This is a genomic window from Paraburkholderia agricolaris (assembly GCF_009455635.1).
GTDB lineage: Bacteria > Pseudomonadota > Gammaproteobacteria > Burkholderiales > Burkholderiaceae > Paraburkholderia > Paraburkholderia agricolaris.
Map to the genome: position 1 here is coordinate 2876290 of NZ_QPER01000001.1, position 13579 is coordinate 2889868.

Here is a 13579-nt window from a genome sequence, read left to right on the forward strand (position 1 = left end):
TCAGATTTACTTCGGCGAAACCTCCAAATGTGGGTCAGGTTTCAGTCGGCGTTGACAACTGCCCAGCCCGCCGAGTCCCTCGAAGACCGGCTCGATGAAGCGCTCGAGGAAAGCTTTCCTGCAAGTGATCCAATCGCCGTTGATGTGGGTGAGGCGAGGCGTTCGACAGTGGACAAGGAGGCCTCGCCCGGAGGGAAGAAGCGGCATTAGAGGTCTGGCTTTGCGCGGGCGCTGTTTTTCTTGTTTCTTTATGCCCGGCGGGGGGTTTGTTGGCCTTTCCTTGCTGCTTTAGTGGTCCATTAGTGTTGCCCCTGTGCGGGGCGGCACTTACTTTCTTTGCCGCCGTGTATAGACCGGAGACATGGTTGACAAACGTGCGGAGACATCATTGACACTTTATGGTCAGTGATTGTCGCTCCTCAGGTCAAGGGTGAGGATGCGGTGATGGGCAAACCAGAATTCAAATACGCCGTCTTCGCCCGGCTTTGCGCGTGCCGCAACCGGCAGTCCATAAAGTGCATTCGAGACCTTGAGGTGCCGTCCTTCAAAGCGTAGCCGGCCATCCGATTTAACCAGCAGCACCACGTCATCCGGGCCGTACTCCGGCTCCGGCAGGATCGATGGATACGCCCGGGGGCTCGGCCGGTAACGGCTGATGGGCGTGTCCATGCCGATCGCCTCATGCGGGCGCTCGCAGTTATATACGGTGCGCCAGCGGTCCAGTTCCTGTTGCACGTGCTGCTGGGTAGCGAAGCTTCGTCCGTTCAGTACTTCAGCCTTCAGCGTACGGTGAAACCGCTCGTCCTTGCCGTTGGTCTGCGGGTGGTAAGGCCGGCTGTAACTGATGCGGATACCCAGCCGGATCAGCCAGACGGCCAGCTCGGTGAGCTGACCCGGACTGCCAGGCGAACCCCACGGCGAGCCGTTATCGGTATTGATGCGTAACGGCAGGCCATAGTGTCCAAACGCCTCCCGCAATCCCGTCTGCACGGTAGCGGTGTCGGTGGGTCCACAGGCGCGCAGCAGGATGCTGAAGCGCGAGTGGTCGTCGAGTACCGTCAGGGGGCTGCAGCGCTCCTTCCCGAGGGTCTCAAAGTGCCCCTTGAAGTCCATCTGCCAGAGTACGTTAGGCTGCTCGTGCTCAAAGCGCTTCCAGGGTTGGCTCATCGCTGAATCGGCCGGCAGGATCAGGTTGTGCCGGTGCAGGATGTCGGTCACGGTGCTGGGCTGCGGCACCGCCTCAAGGCCCAGATCACGCAGGCGCCGGCGGATCTTGCGGCCGCCCCAGCGCGGATGGGCCTGGCGCAGCCGTACCACTTCCTGCTCCATCGCAGTGGGGGTCTTCGACGGACTGCTGAGCGGGCGTCGGGATTGATCTGCCAGCGCATGCTCGCCGCGATTGAGCCATTTGTAGCCGGTCTGCCGGCTGATGTTAAAGCGCTGGCACAGCTCGGTCATCGTCAGCGTGTCCTGACTGGCCAGATGAACAAATTCCTGTCGGAGGCTCATGGTGTCTCTTGCGTTCCAGGGCATGGTCGGGACCGGGCGTTTTAGTACCCGGAAGTGTCAACCATGTCCCCGCACACCTGTCAGCTATGTCTCCGGTCTATACACCGCCGCAAAGAAAGATAAGCAAAGAAAGCGGCTCACCCCGCCAGCTCATAAGCGGGTCCCCCGCGCAGCCACGGTAGTGGTGCATCTGGAATCCGTGCACTCGCACACTCCCCGCTAGTGACAACGCACTCATCAGCTCCCACTCCGCACTGCGTGCGTCGCGGATGGGCATGCCTGGGAAACCACGGGTGTGCGATCGTCTAGTGGCGATCGCGGAGATCAGGTGGGTATGCTGAATCGTCGCCTAGCGGCCAAAGTGCTGCGGAAATGGGGGATTGCGGCTCGGCCGCTGAGGGGCTTCGGAAACACCGTTTGGGCCGTGGATAGGCGGCCGCGTTGTCAGACGGCTTGTACTGCGTGTACGCCCCGTGCGTCCTGCACATCCAATGAGTCGGGCGGCGCTTTCGCGCCGCCCTCCCATTTTCTGTCTCCCCGTCTCCCGGCTGGCGCGCTTAGTGCGTCGGCAGGCCGGTTTCCAGTTGACGCTGCAGTTCGCGAACCTGGCGTTGCGCGGCGCGCAGCTGGTCCTGCGCAGCAGCCTTCTGCTGAGCCAGCGCGGTTGCTTCGGCGCGGGTCTGCGATTGCTGATTCGTCACAATGGTCTGCTGCTGACGTGCGACGTCAAGGTCAGCCTGCAAACGGTTTGCACGGTCCTGCGACAAGGCGATCATGCGTTCCGTGAACGCCTTCTGCGCCTCCAGCTGCGTGCGGCGAATCTCGACGTCAGACAGTTGCAGCGTCTGACGTACAAAATCCTTGTAAATCATGTCGGCACGCGCGGCGTCCTGCGTCTTGATGACGCGCCAGAAATTCTTCTGCTGGAACAACGCCACGTAGTACGTCATCTCCTTGCCGTAAAACAGCAAGCTCGCTCCGTAGCTGCCGTTGTACGTCGTGCGCAATTCGCTCAGATCCGAGCCGCGGATCATCTGCTGCAATTCCGCTACATTGCCCGCCGCAGACTGCTTGGCTTCGTCCGGCGTCAATGCGTTCGTCTGCGCCTGTCCAGCCGCTGTATTGGCCGGCAAAGCCGTCGTCGCGCCCGGCTGGGAAACGACGCCAGCGCTCGCCCCACTATCCGGCAAAGCCTGCGCATTCACGCCCTGCACGGCCCCCATCGCGATGAATGCGGCCAGGGCAATCTGCCGTAGTTTCGACTTTCGGTCCATGTAAATCCTGCTTGAACAGTTTTTGTTTTAGTACAACCGTCTCATTATTACTCACTTTCGCGGGTTTCGGGCTCTTCGTCAAAAATTTGGTACTTGCGCATCTTCTCCCACAAAACCTTGCGGCTAATGCCCAGGTACAGCGCCGTATCCTGCCTGCGCCAACCGTTTGCGTCGAGCGCGGCCAGCACGCGATTGCGCTCGGCCATGTCCCATTTGCTGCGATCCACCAGCACCTCGGCGGCGCTCTCGGCCGGCACCGGCTGGCTGGTGCGCGCGAGCGCGAGCAGCCGTTGCAGGCGCGCCGCGTCCCACGCGCCGATCTGGCGCACCGTCACGCCGATCCGCTCGGCCAGGTTGCGCAGTTCGCGCACATTGCCGGGGAAATACGTGTCGGCCACCGCATCGGCGAGCCAGTATGGAAGGTCGGGTAGGCCGGCAAGACGCTCGCTGCCAACCACCTGTGCGATGAACGCCTTGAAGATCGCAATCTTGTCGACCGCGCCCCGCTCTTCGAGCGACGGAATTTTCAACTCGATCACGGCCAGCCGGTAGTACAGATCGGCGCGGAAAGTGCCGTCCTTGACCAGTTGCGGCAGGTGCTTGTTGGTCGCCGCGACCAGCCGGAAATCGAGCTTCACCGGTGTGGCCGAACCGATACGCGTGACCGCGCTGTCTTCGAGCACACGCAGCAGTTTGACCTGCTGGTAGAGCGGCAAATCGCCTATTTCGTCGAGAAACAGCGTGCCGCCGTCAGCCTGTTCGAAGTAGCCCTTGTGCGCGACCACCGCGCCGGTAAACGAGCCTTTCGAGTGGCCGAAGAACAGCGATTCGAACAAACCGTCCGGAATCGCACCGCAGTTCACCGCGACGAACGGCCCCTGGCCGTAGCGGGTATGTTTCTCGTGCAGCAGTTGCGCAATGCGCTCCTTGCCGACGCCGGTTTCGCCGTGCACCAGCACGCTCGTGTCGCAATCGGCAAACGTGTCGACTTCGTGCAGCAACGCCTGCATGCACTCCGAGTTGGCGATCATCGCGTCCGACTCGTGCGTCTTGGCGCTGTGCGCGCGCAATTGCAGCACCAGCTTCATGACCATGCCGCGCAATTCGGCGCAGGTGAAGTCGAGCGGCAGGATGTGCGAATAGTCGGACGGGTAAGTGGCCGGATCATGGTCGCGCGGCGCGGCGCCGACCCACACGACGGGAATGCCGTGCGCGGCTTGCCAGTCGCGCATGAGCAGCGCGCCGCTGTCGATCACCGACACGCTGATGATCGCGAGCGACGGCCGCAACGCAGTCCGTTCAGGCGAGATCGCGATATCGTCCGCGCGGATCACTTCGACATCGAAGCTCGCCATGCAGCGCGCGACCCGGTCGACGATGTCGGCCTTGCCCTCCCAGACGTAGATATCGAGTTCCTCGATTTTGGGGTTGGTTCTCATCTTGTCTTGGTTACGCTAGTTGACCAGTTGCGCGACGCCGCACGTCAGCGACATGTTGTGGACTGTGGCGGTGCCGACTTGTGCGCCCAACAACGCAAGCGTTGGGACGAGGATGTTGTCGAGGCTCGAAAGAATAGGGGTAAGCGCGGTCGCGAGGGCCGTCGCAAGACCGGAGACAATCGGTTGAAGCAATTGGGAGAGGTCGATCGCTGCAACGCCGACCTGAAGTGCGCCGGGCTTTGCCAACGCCGTGAGTAGCTGGCCAGTGAAGGTTCCCAATCCAGTACCAAGCTGGTTCGAATTAACCGTCTGGGTAGAGTCAAAGCTTCCGGTAGAACCGTTAAACGGTGGCAAGGTCTGAGCACCGGGCCCGAATGTCAGTGGTCCAATACCGTTGAGAGCCACATTCGCTACCGGGATGTTGACTCCTAGCACAACGGCATTTACCGATGCCACGTTAATGGTGCCCCCGCACGTTGAATTTGCGCCGAGGCACACCGTTGCAACACTCGGCGTAACCTGGATTACCGCATTGGTGGCGGCCTTCGTGCTTTCACAGTCCACCGAGACCAGATCGGCGACGCCTTTGCCGACCGTCGCCGACACTACGAGCGGCGTATTCAGTGCGGCGACGGTAACGGACAGGCCCGGAATTCCAATGGACAATGTCGGGAATATCGCCGGTAGCAAGTTCACGCTCAAGTTGACTACCGCCGTGCGCGCCTCCGTGCGCCACGGTGCATTGGCGGCCGTCCCCACAGTGCCGCCCTCGCCTACCGCCAGCACCGGTGGGTTGATGACCTGCAAGGAAATCCCGGCCGCCCCGAGCAGCCCTGCCGTTACGTTGATCACAGGTGCCTTGCCGGTCGTTGGGTCCGGACGCTGCGCGATCTGCGCGGCGACCATTACCGCATCGAATGCATTGATCGTGGCGGTCGTCGCGGCATTCGGATTGGCCAGCCCAAGCGCAAGCAAGCCAGGCGCCGAGGGACCGTTATCCCCAACCGTGATGTTCTGACCACCAGGAACGGCAACGGCCAACGTCTGCAAAATCGCCGCGTTGACGGTGTCTCCGCCCGCCTGTAACGCGTTGACCATCGCGACCATCAACTGCTGATAAGTCACCGTAGTAGCGAGCAAGCCTTGCATCGTCGACGCGCCTAGCGCCGCCATCAAATCGCCCAGCTTGATATGCGCGGTCGCCAGGCTCTGCGTGTCACCCACGCTGAGCGACACGCTGGTATTCAGCAACCCACCAAGGATCGCGTTCAGTAGCGCCGATTGCTGCGTATTGATCGTCGCGATGCCGGTGCCAAGCGAAAACGCATCGATGTTGGACGCAAGCGCGGTGGCGGTCGCCTGCACGGTGCGCGACGGCCCGAGGAAGAAATAAGGTACGACCTGCGTCGCCTGCACCTGCACCGCATTGAGCGGGTTGCCCGTCGTGCCGAAGTAGCTACTGGTAGTCGTATCCCAGCGTCCGCAGGTCGTGCTGAGGGTGGTGCCGGTGCCGTTGGCGGTGAAACCGTTGGACGTGGCATTCTGCTGCGCGGCCATGGTCGCCGTCGTGCAGCCGCCAGACGTGCTGATAACCTGGACCGCCGCCATCGCCGCCAGATCCGCAGTGCGCTGCAACTGCCTGCGCACGAAATACACATTGCCAATGTCGATCGCGCCGAGCGCCGCTATCGCGATGCTCAGCCAGATCACCGCCAGAACCGCGATCGCGCCATGCTGGCGGCGTGCGCCGGGCATCGGCGCGCCGCCGCGCCGCGCGCGAAGCAAGCGCGGATGGCGGGCGGCCACGGTAAAGGTCGAAGAATTGCTCATGTCAGTTCGTACCGCCGCCAGGGCCGCTGCCACCGGTCGCACTCATCGCGCCACCGGCACCACCGCTGCCACCGCTGCCGGAATTCAACGCGGAACCGTAAAGATCGGGAATCTTGCTCTTGAACGATTCCATGTAGCGGCGATAGGCGAGCCCGGCTTCGGCCCCCAGCATAGGCAGCGCCTGTGCAGCCGCCGTGTTGCTGCTTTGCAGGTCGAGCCAGGCGCGGGTCGAGTGACCCACCTCGCTTACGCGGACCGGTGGTGTGGCCTCAACCGGCTGAGCGGTGTCGTTCGTCTGCGCAACCGCAGGAGCAGCCATTCCCATTGCCATGCCGAAGCACAGCATCGCCGCTGCCCAGCTCCGCTTCGTTGTTCCGCTATTCATCTCAACTCCCCTGATTACCTGATCGGTCACGCCACGCTCATCGCGCGTTCACTGCGCGAAGCGCTGCAAGACGCGCGGTGCCGGCTCGATACCCTGCGCGCTCGCGACCGTGCCGGTGCTGACGACTGCCCCCGTCTGCCCGACCTGTTGTTGTGGTTGTATCTGCGACCCGCGAGACAGCGCGCGCCCCGCCGCGGCCACTTTCGCCGCATCACTGCGAATCGCCGCACGCACGTCAGGCGTGAACTTCTGCTGATTCATCACCGCCAGTGCCTGAGCCTGGTCGCCACTGGCGAGCAGATAAAGCACCATGTTGCTGACGATCTTCGGATTGTTCTGATCGAGCTCGGCTGCCTTCATGAGCGGCACGCGCGCGCCGTTCACGTCGCCATCGCGCAATCGCGCATAACCGAGATCCGACAGCGTTACCGCGTCGGTCGGCGCGAGTTGCACCGCCTGCTGCAATTCCTGCGCCGCGTGCGCAAAGTCACCGGCCGCACCGGCGATCAAACCGCGTCCGCGATAGCCGCGCGCGGCGAGCGGCGTCTTCAGCAGTTGGCCGTAAGCAGTCCCGGCAGCGTCAGGCTGATCGGTCATGCGCAATGCGTCGGCGCGGAGCAAAATCGTGTCGGGGCTGACGCCGTACTGCTTTTCGTACGCGTCGATATGCGCAAGCGAAGCGAAATAAAGCCCCTGCGACTGCATCTGGTCGATCAGGCCAAGGTACATGCCGGGCGTGTCCGGCGCGGGATCCCGATTGGCCTGCTGGGCCATCGCCGCACGCTCGGCCTGCGCGCCAACACCATAGCCCATCACGTCTTTGGACGCGCACGCGCCGAGCAGGGACAACATGGCCAGCGCCGCAGCGCAGCGTGTGGCGCGTCGCGCGGTCCGTGTGGAATACACCGGGAATTCGAACGGTAGACAGTGAGCCATTGCAAAATCCTTACCGATGCATCGAGAGCAGTGAATGCTGAACAGCCAGCACGCCCGGGCCGGCTGTGACAATCATCAGCGCGGGTAGCAGCGTGACAATCATCACGCCGGTCATCTTCACGGCGAGGCGGCCAATGCGTTCGCGCAGCATTGCCCGGCGCGTTTCACGCAGACGGTCACCGAACTGCTTGAGCGGTTCCTGCACGGCGCCACCGTGCCGATCGACCTGCACGAGCAGGCGCACGACCGCGCGCAAATCTTCGTTGTCGTAACTGGAAGCGAGCCGGTTCAGCGACTGCTCGCGAGTACGACCGGTCGCAAACTGACGCTGTGCGATTTCCAGTTCGCTCGACAGCACCGGCAGCATCGAGCGGAAATCGTTGACCATCACCTGCAAGCTCTGATCGAGCGACAAACCCACGCCCTGCAGCAGGCGCAACAGATCGACCAGCAATGGCAATTCGTCGACCACGCCGGCGCGGCGCTTGCTGGCACGCCGCCTGAGTAGGATCTTCGGCAGCATGAAGCCCACGACGACCGAGATGATCACCAGCACGACGAGGCGCGAGCCATCCAGATAATCGTGCCCCAGGGTGCCGGCCAGCGCAGGCAGCGCCAGCGCGCCCACGAGCCGCGCCACCAGAAAGAGGCCACGCGTGCGCGTATCGATGAATCCGCATTGTTCAAGCAGCCGGCGGTCTTCTTCGGCAACGATCTGTCGGCCGAATGGTGTGTCGAGCCAGCGAATCCCGGTGTGCGCAAAGCGCTCGAGCAAGCCTTTGAAACCCTTTGGCTGCACGTTGTGCCGGACAACTTTGTCGCCCTGAACACCCTCAGCACCGCGTGCAGCCACCGAGGCAGCCGCCGCTGCAGTCTGCAACGCGCGTTCGTCGAGCGCGTGCCTTAGCATTCGTTCACTGCGCCGTACGGCGGCCACGCGCGCCAGCACCAGCGCCGCAAGCAACAGCAGCGCGAACGCGGCAAGCGCCAGCGCGAGAGCGATGAGTTGATGGGCTTGCATCGTCACGTCCTCAGCCTCGCGAGGCGATACAACATATAGGCGCCGACCATCTGCAAGCCGAACGCCAGATAGACCAGTAGCCGCCCGGTTGGGTCGAACCACATCGAGGCGAAATAACTCGGATTGGAGAGAATCAGAAAACCGCCAATGCCGATCGGCAGCATCGCCAGCACCCACGACGACAGCCGCGTTTCCGCCGACATCGCCACGAGTTCGCGCTCGGCCTGTTCGAGATCGCGCATGAACGAGGCCATGCGGTCGAGCATCACGTCGGCACGACCGCCGTATTTGACCGACAGCCGCAGCACCGCACCAACCAGTTCGAGCTCGCGCACGCCATAGATCACCGCGACCTGCGAAAGCGCACGATCGATTTCGACGCCGGTGCGCAGCATTCGCGACACGTAGTCCAGGCATTCGCGCAGCGGCGCTTCGGTGCTTTGCAATGCCGCCTGAAACGCGGCGGGTACGCTGTTGCCGAGCGTAATCAGACGCACGATGCCGTCGAGGAACAGCGGCAGTTGCCGCACGATCAGTTGACGGCGCTTGTTCGCGCGCACCGACAGCAGAAAATAAATGAACATCACGCACGCAATCAGCGTCGCGCCGACGGCCAGCAAACCACCCACCAACGCCGCCCAGGTACACAGCAACAACACGATCGCGCAAGTGATCACGACCGGCCCCTTGGACTGGGCAACGCCCGCGCGAGCCATCGCGTGTTGCAACATGAAGCGAACCCGCGCCTGCAGGTAGCGCCACTGCGCGAGCCAGTCCGCATCGGCCGGCAGAGCTTGAGGTGCGATCGCGACAGGCGCAGAGCCGGCGCGCGCAGCCGCAGCGCGCGGATTGCCCGCCGCCCCGCTCGCGAGGCCACCCGGCATCGCCACCGCCATACGGCTATCGATATAGCGTTCAGTGCTCATCTGGTCTTTGCGTTGCGTGCCACGCTGCCACAACAGCAACGCGAGCGCCGCGCACAGCAGCGCAAGCGCCGCGAAGACCAGTACCGCGCTAGACATTGAAGCCTCCGCCGAAACCACCGCTGCCACCGCCGAAGCCACCACCGCCGAAACCGCCGCCACTGCTGCCAAAGCCCGCGTTGCCGAAGCCGTTCTGCGCTTCGCCACCGCTCAACGCCTGACGGAAACGCGTCAGCTTCGGCGAGTGCGGATGGATGCCGAGCGAAACCCAGTTATCGAGTTCTTCGCCTTCCGCGGTTGCGATCGCCTCGTAGCGATACAGCTCCTGAGTCGCGATGATGTTGTCCGACAGACCCGTGACTTCGGTGATCGACAGAATCCGTCGGCGCCCGTTGGAAAGCCGTCCGATCTGCACGATGAAATCGATCGCGTTCGCGATCTGCCGGCGCAGGCTCGACTCCGTACCCTGGAACCCCGCGAAACCCGCCAGCATTTCGAGGCGGTACAGACATTCGCGCGGCGAGCTGGCGTGCACGGTGCCCATCGAGCCGTCGTGGCCGGTGTTCATCGCCTGCAGCATTTCGAGCACCTCGCCGCCGCGCACTTCGCCGACGATGATGCGGTCCGGCCGCATCCGCAAGGTATTGCGCAGCAGGTCCCGAATCGTCACGACGCCCGCGCCGTCAAAACCGCCCGGTCGGCTTTCGAGCCGCACCACGTGCGGGTGGTTCAGCGACAGTTCGGCCGTGTCTTCGATCGTCACGACCCGTTCCGGCTCGGGGATGTGAAACGCCAGCGCATTGAGCAGCGACGTCTTGCCCGAGCTCGTGCCGCCGGACACCAGGATGTTGCAGCGCGCGGCGACCGCCGCATCGAGCAGCGCGCCGATTTCCGGGTTGTAGGTACCGTTCGCGAGCAGATCCTCGGGACGCATCGGATCTTTGCGGAATTTACGGATCGAGACGATCGGCCCGTCGATCGACAGCGGTTCGATCACCACATTCACCCGCCCACCGTTCGGCAAGCGTGCGTCGACCATCGGGTTCGATTCGTCCAGGCGCCGTCCGATCGGCGCGAGAATGCGCCGCACGATCCGCAACAAATGCGCGTTGTCGGCAAAGCGCACCTGAATCCTGGTCAGGATGCCGTGCCGCGACACGTACACGTCGTTGTAGCCGTTGATCAGAATATCTTCGACAGCCGGATCGGCGAGCAGATCCTCGATCGGCCCGAAGCCTGCCAGTTCCTTGGTCAGCGCCTCGGCAATCAACCTGACTTCGCTCTCGTTGATCGGTATCCGGCGCAGCCGCACGAAACTGTCCATCTCCAGATCGACGAACTGGTTGATGGCGTTGCGCGACCAGCGGCCGAATTCGGAGCCGAGTTCCTCGATCCGCGTGAGCAGATGTTCGTGCGCCGCGTTCTTGATGTCCTGGAACTGCTGGCTATGCGCGAACGAAGGCGCGTCGTCGGCAAATTCGATTTCTTTTGCCATCGTCTATGACCGCTTGTAAGTGGTTGGAATGAAGCGCTTGAGCGCGCCGAGCGCGGATTTGCTGCCTGTTTGCGAGGCTGCGCGCGCCGCGCCGCCGAGTCGTTCGATCAAGGGTTCGAGCGCCCGCACGTAGGGGTCGCGCGCGGCGGCATCGGCAAGCAGATGTCCCTGATTGACCGCCTGCCCGAGTGTGATGCGCCGCTCCGGCAAACTGGCCAGCAACGGAATTTCCAGCCGCTGCGCAATCTGTGCGGCGGCCAGCCCAAGGTCGGCGTCGAACTTGTTGACGATCAGTTGCACATTCGCCGTGTCCACCCCCTCCTCGCGCAACGCGTCGAGCACGCCGACCGCCGATACGATCGAGGCAACACCCTGATCGCACAACAACCAGGTTTCGTCGGCGGCCTGCACGACGTGAGCGATGAACTCGCTATTGGTGAAGCCGCCGAGATCGACGATCTGTTGATCGAAGAATGCGCGCAGCCGGTTCAGCAGACCGATCGACGACGAGTACGAGACCTCGCGCATATCGGCGAGATTGGGTGGCAGCGTGGTGAGCGCGAGACCGCTCGAATGATGCGACAGCGCGGTATGCACGAAGGTCTGATCGAAGCGGCGCAGATTGCGCACGGCTTCGACGAAGTTGAATTCGCTGCGCGTGTTCAGAAGCAACGAGCCGTCGCCGGCCGGCAAGCCGAGATCAAGCAACGCGGCCTGCCGTCCTTGCGCGACGTCGCGCCGTTGCAACATCACCGCCAGGTTCGCGGCCAGCGTGCTTACCCCCATGCCGATGCGCGCGCCCAGCAACGCGGTGACGCGACCATGGCGGCTGACTGGTTCAACGAGGTTGTCCAGTACCTGGCGTGTGATCCGTAACGCGTCTTCGGCGGGTGCGGATACGTCGATGAAATCGCGCACGCCGGCACGCAGCGCGGCCAACGCGCTTTCAGGCTCGGCGAGCGATCCGAGCGCGACGATCTGCATGCCGGGATAAGCTGCGCGCACCGCACTCGCCGCAGCACTCGCCGCGGCGGCACGGCCACCGGAAAAATCGACGAACACCAGCGACGGATTCAACGCCGCGATGCGCTGCATCAGCATCGAGGGATCCAGTGTGGCCGCTTCGACCACGCCAGCGCCCACCAACGTATCGGCGAGCCAATGCACGTGCGCGTCGGCTAGCGACGCGAACACGAAATAGTCGGTGACCGCCCTTTCAGTCAATGAATGCGTTCTCGCGTTCATGTTGGACATCCTTTTGCGGCATCGGCTGCCAAGCCGCCGCGTCGTACTGCCTGCCAGCCGGCCTACGCGGTTCGCGTGCCTGCTGACTCACTGCTCCACCGATCCGGCGCGCCGTTTGGGCGCCCGCCGGCTTCACTTCGAAAATCCCGGCACCGCATCATGCGCCGCCGCCACACCACCGATCAGCGAACGCCACACCGGGGCATTACGCTGCTCGGACTGCTCGCCCGGCGTCGTCGGCAAGGCCGCACCCTTCGCGAACGGCGACACCAGATGCGGCGTCACGATGATCACCAGTTCCTTCTCGTTCTGCTGGTAATTCAGTTGCTTGAAGAAGGTGCCGATCACCGGCAGATCGCCGAGCAAAGGCACCTTCGCGACATTCGACGCGGTTTCGCGGTCGATCAGGCCGCCGATCACGAAACTCTCGCCGTCGCCGAGTTCGACCGTGGTGTCGGCACGGCGCGTTGTGAACGCGGGCACCGACACGCCGCTAATCGTCACGGCATTGGAGAAATCGAGTTGGCTCGCCTCCGGCGCTACCTTCAACGCAATGCGTTGCGGACTCAATACGGTCGGCGTCAGCGTGAGCCCGACCCCATAGGGCTTGAATTCGATCGAGGTCGAACCGAGTGCCTGCGGCACCGGAATCGGTATCTCGCCACCGGCAAGGAAACTCGCGCTCTGCCCGGATAAGGCCACGAGTGTCGGCTCGGCCAGCACGCGCGCAAGGTTGTTGCTCTCCAGCAGGCTCAGGTTCGCGAACAGTCCATGCGTGGCTGAGTTGAAAACCAGGTTGAACGCCGACGAAATCGGCGTCGAACTCGTCATTTGCGGCGCCTGCCCTGCGGTTGCCGAAAGCGAGTTGAGCGCCGACGGTGCAAACGAGCCGAACGTAAAGCCGTTGTTCTGCTTGAAGAAGTTAAAACCCACCTCTTTGAGCACCGAGCGGCTGAACTCGACCACCCGCACATCGACCTGCACCACCGCGCGGCTCGCCACCGACGAGGTGTCGAACACCGCACCGTCCTTGCCGAGCGAACCTTCCGCAGCGACCACGGCGCGCTGGTGCGCCTCCATCGTCGCGGCCGAGCCCGAGACCACCGCCGTGCTGCCGAGCACCTTGACGGCCGGCGTATCGGGCCCAAGCAGCGAGGCCGCGGCCGGCGTGATGACGTTGACCGTATAGGTCAGCGGCGCTTCGCGATCACTGGTCCACAACATCAGGTTGGTCGTGCCCGCTGCTTTGCCAACCAGCAGCACGCCGCCACGCTTGTCACCCTTGATAATCAGCACGTCGGCCACCGCAGGGTCACCGATCGCGACACGCTTCAACGTACGGCCGGGTGCGAGCGACTGCTGCGCGCCGACCTTCAGGTCGATGGTCTGCGAGTACGCAGCTTGCGCCGCGTCGGACATCTGTGACGATTGCCCCCGCTGCACCACCGGACCCGCCGCATCAGTCGCAGCCGATAGGCCGAGCAAGGCCAACCCGAGCCACGCCGCTTTTCCGAAAACAAAA

Annotated in this window: 11 protein-coding genes; all 11 read right to left on the reverse strand. The window is 63.3% G+C overall.

Annotation, left to right across the window (positions count from 1 at the left end; translation table 11 throughout):
- Positions 1 to 402: 402 nt before the first annotated feature.
- Positions 403 to 1533 (reverse strand): IS481 family transposase, encoded by a 1131-nt coding sequence (locus GH665_RS12740; protein ID WP_153136162.1) that lies wholly within the window; start codon positions 1531 to 1533, stop codon positions 403 to 405.
- 533 nt (positions 1534 to 2066) lie between these two features.
- Entirely contained in the window at positions 2067 to 2783 is a 717-nt protein-coding gene (locus GH665_RS12745; protein WP_153136163.1) for a DUF2968 domain-containing protein, read from the reverse strand.
- A gap of 47 nt (positions 2784 to 2830) precedes the next feature.
- Positions 2831 to 4222 (reverse strand): sigma 54-interacting transcriptional regulator, encoded by a 1392-nt coding sequence (locus GH665_RS12750; RefSeq protein WP_028199708.1) that lies wholly within the window; start codon positions 4220 to 4222, stop codon positions 2831 to 2833.
- 15 nt (positions 4223 to 4237) lie between these two features.
- Complete coding sequence (locus GH665_RS12755) at positions 4238 to 6052, reverse strand: TadG family pilus assembly protein (protein ID WP_246216201.1); 1815 nt, start codon at positions 6050 to 6052, stop codon at positions 4238 to 4240.
- 1 nt (position 6053) lies between these two features.
- On the reverse strand, positions 6054 to 6437 hold the full coding sequence (locus tag GH665_RS12760; RefSeq protein ID WP_153136164.1) for a DUF3613 domain-containing protein: 384 nt from the start codon (positions 6435 to 6437) through the stop codon (positions 6054 to 6056).
- A gap of 48 nt (positions 6438 to 6485) precedes the next feature.
- On the reverse strand, positions 6486 to 7373 hold the full coding sequence (locus tag GH665_RS12765; protein WP_153136165.1) for a tetratricopeptide repeat protein: 888 nt from the start codon (positions 7371 to 7373) through the stop codon (positions 6486 to 6488).
- Positions 7374 to 7383: 10 nt separating this feature from the next.
- A complete protein-coding gene (locus tag GH665_RS12770) occupies positions 7384 to 8394 on the reverse strand; it encodes a type II secretion system F family protein (RefSeq protein ID WP_153136166.1) in 1011 nt (336 codons plus the stop codon).
- A gap of 2 nt (positions 8395 to 8396) precedes the next feature.
- The gene (locus tag GH665_RS12775) at positions 8397 to 9416 is read right to left on the reverse strand and encodes a type II secretion system F family protein (protein ID WP_153136167.1); all 1020 of its coding nucleotides are present in this window, start codon (positions 9414 to 9416) and stop codon (positions 8397 to 8399) included.
- Positions 9409 to 10812, reverse strand: coding sequence for a TadA family conjugal transfer-associated ATPase (locus GH665_RS12780; protein WP_153136168.1), 1404 nt, complete (start codon positions 10810 to 10812; stop codon positions 9409 to 9411). Before GH665_RS12780 ends, GH665_RS12775 begins: the two co-directional genes overlap by 8 nt.
- Positions 10813 to 10815: 3 nt before the next feature.
- Positions 10816 to 12057 (reverse strand): fimbrial protein, encoded by a 1242-nt coding sequence (locus GH665_RS12785; RefSeq protein ID WP_153136169.1) that lies wholly within the window; start codon positions 12055 to 12057, stop codon positions 10816 to 10818.
- A gap of 132 nt (positions 12058 to 12189) precedes the next feature.
- Positions 12190 to 13476 (reverse strand): type II and III secretion system protein family protein, encoded by a 1287-nt coding sequence (locus tag GH665_RS12790; protein ID WP_246216294.1) that lies wholly within the window; start codon positions 13474 to 13476, stop codon positions 12190 to 12192.
- Positions 13477 to 13579 lie beyond the last annotated feature (103 nt).